Source organism: Pseudoalteromonas sp. M8 (genome assembly GCF_018141365.1).
Classification (GTDB): domain Bacteria; phylum Pseudomonadota; class Gammaproteobacteria; order Enterobacterales; family Alteromonadaceae; genus Pseudoalteromonas.
Window position 1 is genome coordinate 2,376,637 of record NZ_CP047240.1, and the last position, 16,590, is coordinate 2,393,226.

Genomic DNA, 16,590 nt, shown 5'->3' on the forward strand with positions numbered 1-16,590 from the left:
CCGGATAACGCAGGTGGCGTTAGCACTTGAGACCTGCGTTAAATTCGATGCGTATTATGCCGAGATTAAGACTTTTTAGCAATAGGCGCCATCATCATTATCATCTGACGACCTTCTACTTTTTTCGGGAAAGACTCAACTGATGCGATATCTTCCAACTCAGTCTTGATACGGTTTAACAGGTCGATACCAATTTCTTGGTGCGCCATTTCACGACCACGGAAGCGAATTGTGACTTTAGCTTTGTCGCCACCCTCAAGAAACTTGCGAAGGCTACGTAGCTTAACTTGGTAATCACCAACATCAGTACCAGGACGGAATTTAACTTCCTTAACCTGAATTTGCTTTTGCTTTTTCTTTTGTTCTTTTTGGATTTTTGCTTTTTCAAAAAGGAACTTACCGTAGTCCATCACTTTACAAACTGGTGGTTCAGCGTTTGGACTGATCTCAACTAGATCTAGACCGGCTTCTTCCGCCATGTTTTGTGCGTCTCTTGTTGAGACAATGCCAGCTTGCTCGCCTTCAGCGTCAATTAAGCGAACTTCTTTCGCTGTAATCTCTTCGTTAATACGATTTTTCTGAGCGTTATTTTGCCCTTTTTTGCCGCCTCTAATGGTACGTTCCTCCAAAAAATTCAAAAGTAAATGCGTGCACCAGAAAAAGTAAAGTACACGCAAGTTTATATTTATAGTCGATTTTTAATCTCTTCGCTAACTTTCGCGATGAAATCGTCAACCGAGAATCTACCTAAATCTTCACCAGTACGAGTTCTTACTGCAACTTCTTGTTGCTCGACTTCTTTATCACCCACCACTAGTAAATAAGGTATACGTTTTAAAGTATGCTCGCGGATTTTAAAACCAATCTTCTCATTTCTCAAGTCGGCACAAGCTCTTATTCCAAGTTTATTCAACTTTTGTACAACTTCGTGGACATAATCGGCTTGTTTGTCCGTGATATTCATGATCACAACTTGCTTTGGTGCAAGCCAAGTTGGGAATTGACCAGCGTATTCTTCCGTTAGGATACCAATAAAGCGCTCTAGTGAGCCTAGAATTGCGCGATGGATCATAACAGGGGTTTTACGCTCGTTATTTTCCGCAACATATGTTGCCCCTAAACGGCCAGGTAGTGCAAAGTCTAATTGCACTGTACCACATTGCCATGCACGCTCTAAACAGTCATATAGCGTGAATTCAATCTTCGGTCCGTAAAACGCACCTTCCCCAGGTAAATATTCAAACTCGATGTCATTGGCTTTCAAAGCATCTGCAAGTGCAGCTTCTGCTTTGTCCCACATTTCATCTTCACCGATACGTTTTTCAGGGCGCGTCGATAATTTAACAACGATCTTTTCGAAGCCAAAAGTTGAATACGTATCATACACCATTTTGATACATGCTGATACTTCGTCCATGATCTGTTCTTCTGTGCAGAATACGTGCGCATCGTCTTGTGTAAAGCCACGAACACGCATCAAACCATGTAGTGCACCAGATGGTTCATTACGGTGACAACAACCAAACTCAGCCATACGCAATGGTAAATCACGGTATGACTTTAGACCTTGGTTAAAGATCTGCACGTGACCTGGGCAGTTCATCGGCTTAATAGCATACTCACGTTTCTCTGACTCAGTCGTGAACATGGCATCTGAATACTTGTCCCAGTGGCCTGATTTTTCCCACAAACCACGGTCCATCATCAACGGACCTTTTACTTCTTCGTACTGATATTCGCGTAGTTTTTCGCGAACAAAATCTTCAAGCTCACGATAAATGCTCCAGCCATCATTGTGCCAAAATACCATGCCTGGCGCTTCTTCTTGCCAATGCCACAGATCGAGTGCTTTACCAATTTTACGGTGATCACGCTTCTCAGCTTCTTCTAGACGCTTAAGATACGCCTTTAGCTGCTTTTTGTCAGCCCAAGCTGTACCGTAGATACGCTGTAACATCTTGTTTTCTGAGTTGCCGCGCCAGTATGCGCCCGCCACTTTCATAATCTTGAAGTGGTGACAGAACTTCATATTTGGTACGTGCGGACCACGACACATATCAACATATTCTTCGTGGTGATATAAACCTGGGCGGTCATCTTTCGCGATATTCTCGTCTAGGATTTCCATCTTATAGGTTTCACCGCGTGCTGCAAATGCATCGCGCGCTTCTTGCCAGCTCACCTTTTTCTTTACTACGTCGTAGTCGGTTTTTGCCAACTCCAACATACGCTTTTCTATCGCTTCAAGGTCCTCTTGAGTAAGCGAATGCTCTAAGTCAACATCGTAATAGAAACCGTTGTCGATGGTAGGACCAATCGCCATCTTAGCTTCTGGGAACAATTGTTTTACAGCGTGACCAATCAAGTGCGCACACGAGTGACGAATAATTTCAAGACCGTCGTCGTCTTTTGCGGTGATGATTTCAAGTGCTGAATCATTTTCGATGAGGTCACAAGCGTCAACACGAACGCCATTTACACGGCCAGCAATCGTTGCTTTCGCAAGGCCAGGACCGATGTCTTGAGCGACTTCTAGAGTAGTGACAGGGTTTTCAAAAATACGCTGACTGCCGTCAGGGAGAGTAATAACTGGCATGATAAATCCTATTTACAGTGGTGACACCTACAATGCATCACATGTATTTAATTAATTTTAAAGTGTGCCTATCAACGCTTTTACGAATAAGCATTGTCTTGCGCGAATTATCGCGGCTCATCCGAGGACTTTCGAATAAGAATCACTATTCTCGCGTGTTACTTGGCTAAGTGCAAGCCTAGAGCTAAAATTAATCTATTAATTTACAAAAACTATTTTGGGATTATTCGTGGCCAAAAAGCGATATCGGTTTGCAACCTTTAATCTACTAAATTTTGCAGCGCCGCCTTATTCTTTTTATCAACTTCATGAGCACTATAATGAAACACAGTGGCAAACCAAAACTCAGTTTATTACGGGACTCATTCAGCATATAAACCCCGATGTCATTGTGTTTCAAGAGGTCTTCTCACCTGATAGCTTACAGATGCTGTGCGAAGACTTGGGTCTTGTCCACTTTGCCACTGTAGATGCGCCAAGTCCTGATCACGTCTACCCGTCGGTACTGTTTAAACCCGTGGTCGCTATCGCATCAAAACTACCATTTAAATCCTTTGCGCCGTTAGAGCCCTGCCCCGAATTACTCGAATACCTTAATAATCAACATCAGTTTAAATTCAATCGCACCCCGATAAAATGCAAGTTCGACATTCCAGGCTTCGGGTTACTGGCGTGTTATGCCGTCCACTTCAAGTCTCAACGCGTGCATTCAATGGCCCACATGCTGGGAGATTCCAATCAAGATGACCCGCTACTTACATTGCTTCACGAAACCGTTGGTACGATGCAGTCGCAGATCTCACGTTCACTCGAAGCTTCCATCATTTATTACGATGCATTAAAGACACAAAGGGAGAAACAGGCTGCAACGTTAGTGATGGGCGACTTCAATGATGCGTTAGACAGCCCGGCATTATCTTTTATGACGCAAGCCTTTCCACCCGTCCTTGCTAGTAATGGCTTTGATAGTGTCGGGTTGTTCGACAGTTTTCTTTACGCCGACAACAACCATAAAGAAAAACCAGCCAGTCATTACTATCAAGGTGAAGGTAACGTACTTGATTACATTCTTTGTTCAAAAGAATTCAATCCCAACCGAGAAACGCCCAAGGTGAAGTCGTTACATTACTACAGTTACGATGCTCACCTTGATCCGAAGCGTATGGACGAAGATATTTGCTATTCTGACCATGCAGCGATAGCAATAGAAATAACACTGTGAGATAATTCAATTTTTGCATAATCTGGACACGAAAATGAGAACACTTGGGGTTGAAATTTCAGGCAGCGAAGCTCTGCTTTGTATGCTAACGAAAGAAGATGATGTTTTTGATATCAGAGACATTCGTCAGCGACGCTTTACGTTAAGTAATCAAGGGACAGAACTTGATGAAATGCGCAAGTTCCAATTCGACTTTGCAAAACTAGTAGAAGATTACGGCGTAGATTCTATCGCCATTCGTCAACGCCCACACAAAGGCAAATTCGCAGGTAGTGCGGCTGGTTTTAAAATGGAAGCTGCAATCCAGTTAATTTCAGGTGTCGACGTGCAGTTACTTTCTGGCACTGAAGTAAAAGAGCAATTAAAAAGAAACCCAATTCCTGTTGACTATGAAGACACTGGGTTGAAAAAGTTTCAAGAGCAAGCTTTCATCAATGCCTATGTTTATATTCTTCGTAAAACATACGGCAAAGAAGAATAATCATATCAAGGGCCAGCAGTTACTTAGCTACTGGCCTTTTTATTTGCTTCCACATTTATGTCCCCTGTAAATAATTCAAATATAAAATACTTGTAAAAAATTTGCTTTTATTTGATTCAGCCCTCCGCGCTTTTATGCTATTAATATAACCGTAATAAACCGCAAGGAGTGGATTTAGGTGTTACCTCAACAATATGGAAAAGCCGTTATTTTTTGCGCATGTTCGCTGATATCCGTAACAGCATTAGCAAATTCAAGCGCTAACCCTGCTTCCTTAATCTTTGGTGTTAACTCAGATAAACGTGTGTTTGAAAACACACAGTCACTTGAAAGCCAAATTCCAGTCAAAGGGCATTTAGATAGCAGCTCAGCAAACATTCAATATGCAGCAACTTATCATTCTATTGTCGGCAATTATTTTGAAGCAGAAAAACTCACCTCTGGGGTGATCAATCCAGATATGTTGCTAAACGATTATCGGCTAGTTCCTGCGCTAGAAATCATAGAGCAAAAGGCAACTGAAACGCATATTACTATGGTAAACGAAGCGTATCATAATGCTAAACACCGAGCCCTAACGATTGCCCTATTGAAGCCTTTATATGAACAAGGCTATCGCTATCTTGCATTAGAAGCACTCACCCCGCAGGTAAGCGTTGAGCAGCAAATAAATAAACATGGCTTTACAACATATGAGCATGGGATCTACACCATGGAAGCGACTTACGCTAGCTTGATATTTGAAGCCAAATCACTTGGCTACGAGATTATTAGTTACGATCACGACTCACAACAAGGTAGAGCCAAAGCCGCGGCTGAACACTTAAAAGAAAAAGTATTTGATAACAATCGTGATGCAAAATTACTCGTTCACCTCGGATTTTCTCAACTAGATGAGCAAAACCAACTGGCAAGTGAACTCAAGCAAACATTGAAAATTAATCCACTCACCGTTGATCAGGTTCGCTTATCTGAGGTTCAATCAGTGAGTGGCAATACTCCTTTGCTCCTCGCACGAGTAGCAAGCCAATCTCAGCACTATTCTTCAGATCCGCAACGATTTGATCTTTCTGTAACTTGGCCCAAAACCACGAAAATCAATAATAGGCCAAGCTGGCTCTCTTCAACGTTTGATCTACAACAACAATCACTTGGTGTATGTAAAAAGGTTTTTCCATGCTATTTAGAGCTGTCATTTTTTGTCGATGACGGTAATAAGCTCGTCCCAATCGACAAAATTACAGTAGAAAAACCACATGATCAGGTCTATTTAAAGCACTATTCTACGCCACTGACTTTGAGTAGCTATGATGCTGTCACTGGTGAGCTCATTACACAAAAACTACTCAACCAAAAACAACTATAATCATTCGTGCAAATTGAGCACCAATCTGTGACTCGCGCATTTCATACTATCAAGGTAGACTAGCTTCTGAACAAATTTAGGGATCATCCATGTATCGAGTATTTGAACGCTTTACCAAACCCTTTCCCGAGCAAGAAGTTGGTCAGCCACCACAAGGTTTGTTGGCTTTCTGTCGCTTCTATACTAAGGGAATGGAATTACCCTTGTTATTTATGTCGCTAAGTGCTGCGCTCCTCGCAATTTTGGAAGTAACATTATTTGGCTTTATGGGTGATTTAGTTGACTGGCTCTCCACTTATACACCACAAACTCTATTTGAAGCTAAACAAACCGAGTTAATTCGAATGTCTGTCATCACGTTAGTGGCGCTGCCACTGTTAGTCTTTTTTCACAGCGCCATTTTACATCAGAGTTTATTGGGTAATTACCCAATGGCTATTCGCTGGCAGGCACACCGCTACTTGCTAAAGCAGTCTATGACATTCTATCAAGACGAGTTTGCAGGGCGTATTGCAACTAAAGTGATGCAAACCGCCCTAGCCGTGCGCGAATCAGTCATGAAGCTACTCGATGTGCTGGTTTATATTTTAGTGTACTTCACCGCCATGCTCGCACTTGTTGCGAGCAGTGATATACGTTTGATGATCCCGCTAGTTATTTGGCTTGCCTGCTATATCTGTTTCCAATTCTATTTTGTTCCTAAACTAAAACGTGTTTCTAGTGAGCAGGCTGACGCGCGCTCAGAAATGACGGGAAGGATCGTTGATAGCTACACCAATATTTCAACCGTAAAGCTTTTCTCTTATACCAAACGAGAAGAAGAATATGCCAAAGACAGCATGGATGTGTTTATTCAACCTGTATATAAGCAAATGCGCTTAGCAACTAGCTTAAACGTTAGTATTCAAGCCTTAAATTATCTTTTGGTATTTTCCGTCGCGGCACTTTCCATCTACTTATGGTCTTTTAATGCGATAACCGCTGGTGCAATCGCAATTACAGTGGGTTTAGCCTTACGACTAAATGGTATGGCGCAGTGGATAATGTGGGAAATTAGCGGCCTATTCGAAAATATTGGTACGGTTGCAGACGGCATGAACACACTCTCAAGACCGCTTGATATTGTTGACCAACAAACAGCGCCACAGTTAGATTTTAAAGCCGGAAAAATCGACTTTTGTAACACTACCTTCGCTTATAAGCGTAAAGATGCAGCGAGACAACATAACGTCATCGACAACTTGAACCTACATATCAAACCCGGCGAGAAAATTGGTGTAGTTGGCCGCTCAGGTGCGGGGAAGTCGACCTTAGTGAACTTATTACTGAGGTTCTACGATACTGACGGCGGCAGCATCGAAATAGATGGCCAAAATATTGCTAAAGTAAAACAGGAAAGCTTAAGACGTCATATCGCCATGGTGACGCAAGATACTTCTTTGCTCCATCGCAGCGTGCGTGACAATATTCTTTATGGTCGCCCTGATGCATCAGAAGAAGAATTAATAGCCGCAACAAAAGAAGCGCAGGCTTACGATTTTATCCAAGACTTAGAAGACAGTCACGGTAATACTGGCTTTGACGCACAAGTAGGTGAACGCGGTGTGAAACTATCAGGTGGCCAACGCCAACGTATCGCCATTGCCCGTGTATTACTAAAAAATGCGCCAATTTTAATTTTAGACGAAGCCACTTCAGCCTTGGATTCTGAGGTTGAGCAAGCTATCCAAGAGAGCTTAGATGCACTGATGGAAGGTAAAACCGTTATTGCAATTGCCCATAGGTTATCCACGATTGCACAAATGGACAGATTAATCGTTATGGATGAAGGTCGGATAGTAGAAGAAGGAAGCCATCAATCCTTGCTAGCTTTAGGTGGTATTTACGCCAAACTGTGGTCGCATCAAACCGGTGGATTTATTGGCGTTGAGTAACGCCATTACAAAATAGCGAGACCGCCTTTTCAACTAATATATCAAGCTCTGCTTCTGGAAGCGGAGCTTGCCATTTTATCGCGCGTTCCCAATAGCCTAGCTTTTTCAGTGCGCCCCAAAAGTACGCTGCGGCAAAGTCCGCATCAAAACTACCAAGACACCCTGAATTCGCAGCATCTTCGAACCATTGGATCATCGCGGCTTCACAATGACTAAACTTTTCATTTAAATTCTGTGCTTGCTCAAAGCTACGCATCGATTCAATCATCACAATACGCGACAAACGCATATAATCCTCGTCATTCAACAAAGTCATTGCGCTTTTCGCAAGATGTTGCAGTTGCACTGAAAAGTCATAGTTTGGGATAAATTGTATCGCAGTTATCGGCTTAATTCGCTCAATTAACAGCTCAACAACGGCATCAAAGAGCTCGTCTTTGGTCGAGTAATGCTTGTATAACGTGCGCTTTGATACTTCCGCTGATTGACTGATCGACTCCATCGTCGTCGCCTGCAAGCCTTTTTGAGCGAACTCTTCTATCGCTGCACATAAAATTGACTGCTGTTTTGGTGAAAGTTGCGTCATTTACTTATTCTGTCTTTAATTAATAGTGGGAAAAGCGAGCCATTGATAGCTGCTACTCACATGGTCAGTTGTATACCGAGAATCACCTCTCTATACAGAGATAAGCCTTCTTCGTAATAAATCAACATTCCCTTTATTTTAATCAATAAAGTCGTTAATAAAAAGTACACATGATCGTATACCTAAATTGAAGAAAAGTACACGCAACCGTTTACCTTTTATTTCTTTAAGTATACACTACCGTTTACTTGTTTAATTGTCGAACAAATAGCCTTTACTTTGGTGTGGTTAAGGTATGAAATGAACTCACTTGACTGATTGCATCCAGTTGAGTGTGCGTTATTAAAGGCAAATTGCAAGGTAGTTCCCCGTCAAAGCCGGGGCAGCATAAAATGATAATATAGGAATTGGAGTGTTCATGTATCCAGCATCAATACGCAGTCGTGTTAAACACCTATCTTTTTTAATGCTCACGTTAGGCACTTTGTCAGCGTGTTCAGAAGCACCACAGCAAGGGGGCCATGCAATGCCACCTGCGCAAGTGAGTGTACAACAAGTTACTACTCAATCAGTGCCTTTCGATATCGAACTTCCGGCCACTCTCGCGGGTGATAAAGAAGTCGAAATTCGTTCTCGAGTTTCTGGGATCATCGAATCTCGCAACTTTGAGGAAGGTCAATTTGTAAAAGCTGGTCATTCATTATTCACCATCGAGCTTAAACCTTTTGAATTAGCGGTAGAAAAAGCGCAGGCTGCACTTCAGGCAGCAAAAGCAAACGTTGATCAAACTAAGCGCGAGAGCGAAAGGCTTGAGCGTTTGAAGAACGAGCGTTCAGTATCAAAGCGCGACTTTGATAACTCAGTATCGGCCTACGATATTGCAGTTGCGAATTTAGAATCTGCAAAAGTCGCATTGAGTGAAGCCAAGCTAGACCTTGAATACGCCAAAGTTGAAGCACCTGTTTCTGGTATTGTTGGTCGTGAACTGATGTCAGAAGGCAGTTATGTTTCTGGTCCGAGTGTACTATTAACTGAACTTACCGACATTAGCACCATTCGTGCTCGCTTCGGCTTTTCAGAGCGTGAGCAGCTAACAATGCGCCAAGATGTAGAAAATGGCTCATTGTCATTACCAGATCATAATGAATTTGATACCACGATTATTCTGCAAGACGGTTCACTATACGGACAAGCCGGTAAAGTAAACTTTAGCGACGTTCGGGTAAACCGCTTCACGGGTACCAGTGAGTTACAAGCTCGTATTCCTAATGAAAATGGCGAGTTAAGACCGGGTCAGTTTGTTCGAGTTAAACTCTCTGGTGCGGTACGCAATAACGCCATTGTACTTCCGCAAAGAGCGGTATTAGACAACGGCACGGGTAAATTTGTATACATTGCCACCAAAAATGAACAAGGCACAACCGTAGCCCTGCCTGCACCGGTCAAAGTTGGTGAGTGGGTCAAGCTTAATAATGAGAATATGTGGGTTATTCGCGAAGGCTTAAAAGAAGGTCAACCTGTCATCGTTGAAGGTATGGCGAGGATCTTCTTCCCTGGTATGCCAGTGTCTGTGAGCGAGCAAGGAGAATAATCTGATGTTCTCCAAATATTTCATAAACAGGCCTATTTTTGCCTTTGTTATCTCTATCGTAATAGTGCTTGCGGGGCTTGCTGCAATGCGCAGTTTGCCTGTTGCACAGTATCCCGAAATTGCACCACCTCAAGTTGAGGTACGTGCGGTATACCCTGGTGCATCAGCAGATGTATTAGAACAAACTGTTGCAACCCCTATCGAAAACGCGATTACGGGTGTTGAAGGCATGATGTACATGACATCAACCAGTACCAACTCTGGCGTAACGACGATCGCAGTTACTTTTGAGATTGGAACGGATGTTGATCAGGCTGCCGTAGATGTAAATAACCGGGTGAAGCAAGTAGAAGCTCGTCTCCCTGAAGAAACTAGACGCCAAGGCGTGGTGGTTCAAAAGACATCTTCTAACTTCTTACAAGTACACGCATTCTATTCGCCAGATGGTACTCGAGAAAGTCTCTGGACATCTAACTACGTCACCATGAATATCCTTGACCGCGTCAAACGCATTCCTGGTACGACCAATGTGCAGATCTTCGGTGCTAAAGATTATGCCATGCGTATTTGGTTGCGCCCGGATATTATGAGTCAACTGCAAGTCACAGCTGACGATATTGCGGGTGCAATTAGAGAGCAAAACTCTCAGTATGCTGCGGGTAGTATTGGTGCAACACCGACATCTCAAGACGCGCAATCGCTCGTTTATAGTGTCACCGCGAAAGGACGTTTATCGACGGCTGAAGAGTTCGAAAATATCATCGTTCGTGCAAACCCAGATGGCTCAACACTGCGCCTTAAGGATGTTGCTCGCGTAGAGCTTGGTTCTAAAGACTATAACTTCCAAGGTACTATTAACGGTAAGGAAGCGGTATTACTCGGTGTATTCTTACAACCGGGCGCGAATGCGCTTGACGTGGCTAAAGCAGTAGAGGCTGAAATTGAACAGATCAAACCTCAGTTCCCTACAGGCCTCGCTCACGTTAACTCTTACGACACCACACGCTTTGTAGAAGTCTCAATTCGAGAGGTGTTAAAAACGCTTGGTGAAGCAATGATCTTGGTATTCTTAGTGGTTTACCTGTTCTTGCAAAACTGGCGTGCAACGCTAATTCCAACGCTTGCAGTTCCGGTCTCGTTACTTGGTACATTTGCAGGTCTCTATATGCTCGGTTACTCGATTAACACGCTTACGCTGTTCGGCATGGTGTTATCGATTGGTATCGTGGTAGATGACGCCATCGTAGTACTTGAGAATGTCGAGCGTATTATGCATGAGCAAGGCTTGCAGGCTAGAGAAGCCGCAGTTAAAGCGATGCAAGAAGTAAGCGGCCCCGTAGTCGCGATTGTATTGGTATTGTGTTCGGTGTTTGTACCTATCGCTTTCCTAGGCGGGTTAACAGGCGAACTATTCCGTCAATTTGCGATCACAATCTCCATCTCTGTAAGTTTATCCGGTGTGGTTGCACTGACGATGACGCCTGCACTTTGTGTATTGCTGCTTAAGCACGAGCACAAACAGGATGCCAAGTTTTTCTTGTGGTTCAATGACTGGTTCCATCGTGTAACCGGACGCTATGTTGGTGCGGTTAGCTTTATGGTTCGCCGTGGTTTTGTAGGCCTAACCTTAATGGTAGCGATGATTGGTGCAACGGTATTCCTGTGGCAAAAAACACCAAGCTCGTTGGTACCAGATGAAGACCAAGGTTACTATATGATAGCGGTGTTCTTGCCTGATGGCTCTTCGTTAGAGCGCACTGCTAAAGTGGCCGATGAAGTGATAGCTGCAGCGAAGTCAAACCCAGCTAACGAAAACGTCGTGGCGTTTACGGGGATGGACTTCATCGGTGGTGGCTTCAAAAATAGCGCGGCGACTATGTTCGTGACGCAAACACATTGGGATGAACGCGATGTGTCGGCGAAGGAACTTGTTGGTGAGTTATTTATGAAAACCGCGCATATTAACGAAGCATTAGTGCTGGCGTTTAACCCACCGCCAATTTTCGGCTTGGGTACAACAGGCGGATTTGAAGTCTTCTTGCAAAATAAAGGCGGCTCTGATCCCGCTAAATTGAAGCAAGGCATGCAGATGATCATGGCCGAGGCGCAGAAGAGCCCTATCCTTACAGGCATTCAAACGCTATGGCGTCCTGATGCACCACAGCTAAAAGTGCATATGGATCGTGAACAAGCGCGTGCCATGGGGGTTAATATCAATTCTGCGTTTAACGCACTTGCAGCCAATTTAGGTAATTACTACGTCAACGACTTCAATAAATTTGGTCGTGCATGGCAAGTGATTATGTCCGCTGAAGCCGAGTTTAGAATGACACCGGAAGATGTTGGCCGCATTTATGTGAAAAACAATCGTGGCGAAATGGTACCAATTTCTGCATTTACGGATGTTGAGTATAGTCGTGGCCCGGAAACCATGAATCGTTACAATAACTTATCTGCAGTTAAGTTAATGGGCGAAGCAGCACCCGGCTACAGCTCAGGTCAAGCTATCGCGGAGTTTGAGCGTATCGCCAACAAAGTGCTACCACCTGATATGACTTACGAGTGGACGGGTTCCGCGTTCCAAGAAAAGCAAAACTCTGGTACAACCGGTATTGCACTCGGTATGGCCGTGATCATGGTATTTTTGATCCTCGCAGCACTTTATGAGCGCTGGTCATTGCCATTCTCGGTTATGTTAGCGCTACCGTTTGGTACTTTTGGTGCATTGGTCTCAATCTGGATCGCTGGGCTAACCAACGACGTTTACTTCCAAATCGGTTTGGTTACCCTACTCGGCCTTGCCAGTAAAAATGCCATTCTTATTGTCGAGTACGCACTCATGAAGTATCAAGAAGGATGGAGTCCAGCAACTGCAGCCCTTGAAGCGGCAAGACTGCGTTTTAGACCTATTATCATGACTTCACTTGCTTTCATACTTGGTGTAGTTCCACTGGTGATGAGTTCTGGAGCTGGCGCAGGAGCAAGACACAGTGTGGGTACTGGCGTAATGGGTGGTATGCTCTCGGCTACCTTCCTCGCAGTATTCTTCTTGCCACTATTCTTCTATTGGCTAATGGCAAGACGGATGTCAGAGAAGCGTTCTAAGCAAGAACTTTCAGATGAAATCGCGAAGCATCATAAAGATGAGCATGTCGATACAGATGAAGGATTAGCTTAATAACATCCCTTAAGTGAAACCACAAAACGCCTGAATTTTCAGGCGTTTTTTATACCCCAAAAAAGCTACTCTTGACCTTTCCGCTACCTCACCATCACACACTTTATCACTAGCCATTAGTCGTAATTTCATGCTTTTCGTCCAAATGCACTTGATTTTGTCGACAATTAGGTTATCACTGATAAAGCATAATGATAAAAACTAGAGATCAACAGCAAGGACAAGATATGACAACAGAGAGCCAATTAATAAATGCAAGTGCACTTACAAATAGTTACTTCAAAGGCCCCCAAGTAGCACCGCTTACTCAACTCACCATAGGGCAATACCTAGAAGATATTGTCGACAATTATCCAGAAAGAGAAGCCATTGTTGTCTCTCATCAATCTGTTCGCTTAAATTATCGAGAGTATCTCGCCAAAATAAATCAACTTGCCGCAAGCCTTTTAGCTGTAGGCATACAACCAGGGGATAGAGTTGGGATTTGGTCTCCAAACAATCTTGAGTGGAGTCTAGTGCAATTTGCAACCGCTAAAATTGGCGCGATCATGGTGTGCATTAACCCAGCTTATCGTCCAAGCGAGCTTGAATACGTGCTAAACAACGTTGAGTGTAAGATGTTAGTTATGGCGAAATCATTTAAACATAGCCATTACGTTGACATGATAAGAGAGCTGGCACCAGAATCTTATGACTGCATGTTTGGCGAATTGTCTTCACAGCGCCTTCCCTCTCTCAAACAGATTGTGCTGATTGACGAGGATATTGAACCAGGTCTAATGAATTTCAGCACCCTGTTATCTAAAGCTAATGATGCCAATTATCTTGAGGCAAATGCGATTGCAGCCAACCTCAGTGCCAGCGACGCAATCAATATTCAATTCACTTCAGGTACTACAGGCAACCCGAAAGGCGCCACCCTCACCCACAGTAATATCCTCAATAACGGATTACTCGTCGCCAATGCTATGAAGCTCACAGAGCAAGACAAGCTTTGTATTCCCGTGCCGCTTTATCATTGTTTTGGCATGGTGCTCGGTAATCTCGTTTGTATCAGTAAAGGGGCGTGCGCTGTATTCCCTAACGATAGCTTTGATCCGCTTGTCACCTTAGAAGTTGTTGAACGAGAAAAGTGCACTGGGCTTCACGGTGTACCAACAATGTTTATCGCACAATTAGAGCACTCAGACTTTACACAGTTTGATCTATCTTCGCTGCGCACTGGCGTGATGGCAGGTTCTACCTGCCCTGAAAAGGTCATGCGCCAAGTACAAACCCAAATGCATATGACCGATGTACTCATTGGTTACGGGCAAACCGAGTGCAGCCCAATCAATAATATTACCGAAATCGATTCGCCTGTTGAGAAACGCGTGCAGACTGTTGGTCGCGCTATGCCACATACCGAGGTCAAAATTATTGACGAGCTAGGACATATTGCCCCAATTGGTACGCCTGGTGAAGTATGTGCCCGAGGATATTGCGTAATGAAAGGCTATTGGCAAGACCCAGAAAAAACGGCGGCAACTATTGATAGCGATGGCTGGCTACATTCTGGCGATTTAGGGGTAATGGACAACGAAGGGTTCGTCAGTATCGTCGGCCGCATAAAAGACATGATCATTCGCGGTGGCGAGAATATTTACCCCAGAGAAATTGAGGAAGTGCTTTATCATCATCATGATATTCAAGACGCCGCTGTATTTGGGATCAAAGACGAAAAATATGGTGAGGAAGTATGTGTTTGGGTTCAACTTAAGCCCGGACACTATATTTCGGAAGAGGATATTCGTATATTTTTAAAAGATAAACTCGCCTATTTCAAAGTCCCAAAACATATCAAGCTCGTTGAAAATTATCCGATGACAGTCACAGGCAAGCTACAAAAGTTCAAAATGCGAGAGCAAATGGAAAGTGAGCTTGATGCATTTGCCGAATCTCAGTAACTAAGATGAGTAAGTGGTGAGCAATATCCTAGCTCACCACTTACGTAGCTCTTACAACGCGTTTGAAAACTTTGCTCTGTAAAAATCACAACCACCGCTAAGCTACTACTCAACTAATTGTTTAAATTGAATTTTTCTTTGGTTCATTTCTTGCTGTTAGTTTCTAAATTTTATATGAAGGAAACGAGCAATGACCAAGTGTCCATTAACCACCACAGCTGGTAATCCAATCGCCGATAATCAAAATAGTCTTACCGCAGGTCCTAGAGGCCCATTATTGGTTGAGGATTACCAGTTAATCGAAAAACTGGCGCATCAAAATAGAGAACGTATTCCAGAGCGTACCGTGCATGCTAAAGGATGGGGTGCGTTTGGAACATTTACGGTAACAAACGATATAAGCCGATATACCAAGGCAAAGCTATTTGCTGAGGTTGGTAAGCAAACCGACATTCTGATGCGCTTTTCAACAGTAGCCGGTGAAAAAGGGGCTGCCGATGCGGAGCGTGACGTAAGAGGTTTCTCGATAAAGTTTTACACTGATGAAGGAAATTGGGATTTAGTTGGTAATAATACCCCCGTATTTTTTGTCCGTGATCCGTATAAATTCCCAGATTTTATTCACACCCAAAAGCGCCACCCAAAAACCAACCTGCGTTCCAACACCGCGCAATGGGATTTTTGGTCACTGTCGCCAGAAAGCCTGCATCAAGTATTGATTTTAATGTCTGACCGTGGCTTGCCAACGGATGTGAGACATATGAATGGCTATGGCTCTCATACCTTTAGTTTGATTAACGAGGAAAACCAAAGAGTTTGGGTGAAGTTTCATATGAAAACCCAACAAGGCCACCAGCATCATACCGATGAAGAGTCAAAATCAGTAATTGGCGAAAGCAGAGAGAGTTTTCAAGAGGACTTGCTTGAGGCCATAGAGCGCGGAAATTATCCGAAATGGGATATGAAAATTCAAGTGATGACTGAAGCGCAAGCAAAACAGTTCCAACACAATCCGTTTGATTTAACCAAAGTCTGGCCGCATGGCGACTTTCCACTCATCGATGTTGGCACTCTCGAATTAAATCGCGTACCAGACAATTATTTTGCTGAGATAGAACAAGCTGCATTTAGTCCGTCTAACGTGGTGTCTGGCATTGGGTTTTCTCCGGATAAAATGTTGCAAGCACGCATTTTCTCCTATGCCGATGCTCACCGCTACCGACTCGGTACGCATTATGAGGCATTACCCGTTAATCGTCCAAAATGCCCAGTGCACCATTACCACAAAGACGGTGCAATGCGGTTCTTTAACAATGAGCCGGGTGGTAACGAAGATGCTTACTACGAGCCTAACTCGATGGGAGGCCCAAAAGAGAGCCCAGAGTATAAACGCCCTGCTCTTGAGCTTGAAGGAATGGCGGATAGATACGCCCACCGCAAAGACAATGATGACTTCTCACAGCCTCGTGCTCTATATTGCCTATTTGATGATGCCCAAAAGCAGCGCTTGTACGGCAACATAGCGCGCGCTATGGCGGGTGTACCTGAACATATCATTGAACGCCAACTTGGGTTATTTAAATCTGTTCACGAAGAACTTGAAGCCGGTGTTAGAACAGCACTGAATGAATAAGGTTAACTGCCTAGTCTGAACAAAAAGCTAGCACCTGAAGTGCTAGCTTTTAAAGCT

General features: G+C 43.7%; 11 protein-coding genes. 8 read left to right on the top strand and 3 right to left on the bottom strand.

Annotation, left to right across the window (positions count from 1 at the left end):
• Positions 1 to 65: 65 nt before the first annotated feature.
• Both infC and thrS read right to left on the bottom strand, forming a co-directional pair.
• The gene (gene infC / locus GSF13_RS15285) at positions 66 to 629 is read right to left on the bottom strand and encodes a translation initiation factor IF-3 (protein ID WP_095729294.1); all 564 of its coding nucleotides are present in this window, start codon (positions 627 to 629) and stop codon (positions 66 to 68) included.
• 56 nt (positions 630 to 685) lie between these two features.
• Complete coding sequence (gene thrS / locus GSF13_RS15290) at positions 686 to 2,596, bottom strand: threonine--tRNA ligase (protein WP_211866151.1); 1,911 nt, start codon at positions 2,594 to 2,596, stop codon at positions 686 to 688.
• A 229-nt stretch (positions 2,597 to 2,825) separates the two neighbouring features.
• Between thrS and GSF13_RS15295 the strand changes: the two genes are divergently transcribed.
• From GSF13_RS15295 to GSF13_RS15310, 4 genes are all read left to right on the top strand, one after another.
• Positions 2,826 to 3,818, top strand: a complete 993-nt coding sequence (locus GSF13_RS15295; RefSeq protein ID WP_211866153.1) for an endonuclease/exonuclease/phosphatase family protein — start codon at positions 2,826 to 2,828, stop codon at positions 3,816 to 3,818.
• 34 nt (positions 3,819 to 3,852) lie between these two features.
• Positions 3,853 to 4,299, top strand: a complete 447-nt coding sequence (locus tag GSF13_RS15300) for a DUF3010 family protein (protein ID WP_010604871.1) — start codon at positions 3,853 to 3,855, stop codon at positions 4,297 to 4,299.
• 178 nt (positions 4,300 to 4,477) lie between these two features.
• A complete protein-coding gene (locus GSF13_RS15305) occupies positions 4,478 to 5,665 on the top strand; it encodes a hypothetical protein (protein ID WP_211866155.1) in 1,188 nt (395 codons plus the stop codon).
• An 89-nt stretch (positions 5,666 to 5,754) separates the two neighbouring features.
• Positions 5,755 to 7,599, top strand: a complete 1,845-nt coding sequence (locus tag GSF13_RS15310) for an ABC transporter ATP-binding protein (protein ID WP_211866157.1) — start codon at positions 5,755 to 5,757, stop codon at positions 7,597 to 7,599.
• Here the strand turns inward: GSF13_RS15310 and GSF13_RS15315 are convergent.
• Positions 7,583 to 8,185 (bottom strand): TetR/AcrR family transcriptional regulator, encoded by a 603-nt coding sequence (locus tag GSF13_RS15315; RefSeq protein ID WP_010604874.1) that lies wholly within the window; start codon positions 8,183 to 8,185, stop codon positions 7,583 to 7,585. The two genes, GSF13_RS15310 and GSF13_RS15315, sit on opposite strands and share 17 nt — an antisense overlap.
• 418 nt (positions 8,186 to 8,603) lie before the next feature.
• Here GSF13_RS15315 and GSF13_RS15320 point away from each other — a divergent pair, with 418 nt between their 5' ends.
• The 4 genes from GSF13_RS15320 (at position 8,604) to GSF13_RS15335 (ending at position 16,533) form a co-directional block, all read left to right on the top strand.
• Complete coding sequence (locus tag GSF13_RS15320) at positions 8,604 to 9,776, top strand: efflux RND transporter periplasmic adaptor subunit (protein ID WP_102056877.1); 1,173 nt, start codon at positions 8,604 to 8,606, stop codon at positions 9,774 to 9,776.
• Between the two features lie 4 nt (positions 9,777 to 9,780).
• Positions 9,781 to 12,954, top strand: a complete 3,174-nt coding sequence (locus GSF13_RS15325) for a multidrug efflux RND transporter permease subunit (protein WP_010604876.1) — start codon at positions 9,781 to 9,783, stop codon at positions 12,952 to 12,954.
• A gap of 227 nt (positions 12,955 to 13,181) precedes the next feature.
• Positions 13,182 to 14,900 (top strand): AMP-binding protein, encoded by a 1,719-nt coding sequence (locus GSF13_RS15330; protein WP_211866159.1) that lies wholly within the window; start codon positions 13,182 to 13,184, stop codon positions 14,898 to 14,900.
• A 190-nt stretch (positions 14,901 to 15,090) separates the two neighbouring features.
• Positions 15,091 to 16,533 carry a catalase gene (locus GSF13_RS15335; protein WP_211866161.1) on the top strand — a complete coding sequence of 481 codons (1,443 nt, stop codon included), beginning with the start codon at positions 15,091 to 15,093 and terminating at the stop codon, positions 16,531 to 16,533.
• Positions 16,534 to 16,590: the final 57 nt, after the last annotated feature.

What these genes read in the sequence shown, in the direction of transcription:
- thrS (WP_211866151.1), bottom strand. Translation starts at nt 2,596, where the DNA reads ATGCCAGTTATTACTCTCCCTGACGGCAGTCAGCGTATTTTTGAAAAC.
- GSF13_RS15300 (WP_010604871.1), top strand. Translation starts at nt 3,853, where the DNA reads ATGAGAACACTTGGGGTTGAAATTTCAGGCAGCGAAGCTCTGCTTTGT.
- GSF13_RS15310 (WP_211866157.1), top strand. Translation starts at nt 5,755, where the DNA reads ATGTATCGAGTATTTGAACGCTTTACCAAACCCTTTCCCGAGCAAGAA.
- GSF13_RS15315 (WP_010604874.1), bottom strand. Translation starts at nt 8,185, where the DNA reads ATGACGCAACTTTCACCAAAACAGCAGTCAATTTTATGTGCAGCGATA.
- GSF13_RS15320 (WP_102056877.1), top strand. Translation starts at nt 8,604, where the DNA reads ATGTATCCAGCATCAATACGCAGTCGTGTTAAACACCTATCTTTTTTA.
- GSF13_RS15325 (WP_010604876.1), top strand. Translation starts at nt 9,781, where the DNA reads ATGTTCTCCAAATATTTCATAAACAGGCCTATTTTTGCCTTTGTTATC.
- GSF13_RS15330 (WP_211866159.1), top strand. Translation starts at nt 13,182, where the DNA reads ATGACAACAGAGAGCCAATTAATAAATGCAAGTGCACTTACAAATAGT.
- GSF13_RS15335 (WP_211866161.1), top strand. Translation starts at nt 15,091, where the DNA reads ATGACCAAGTGTCCATTAACCACCACAGCTGGTAATCCAATCGCCGAT.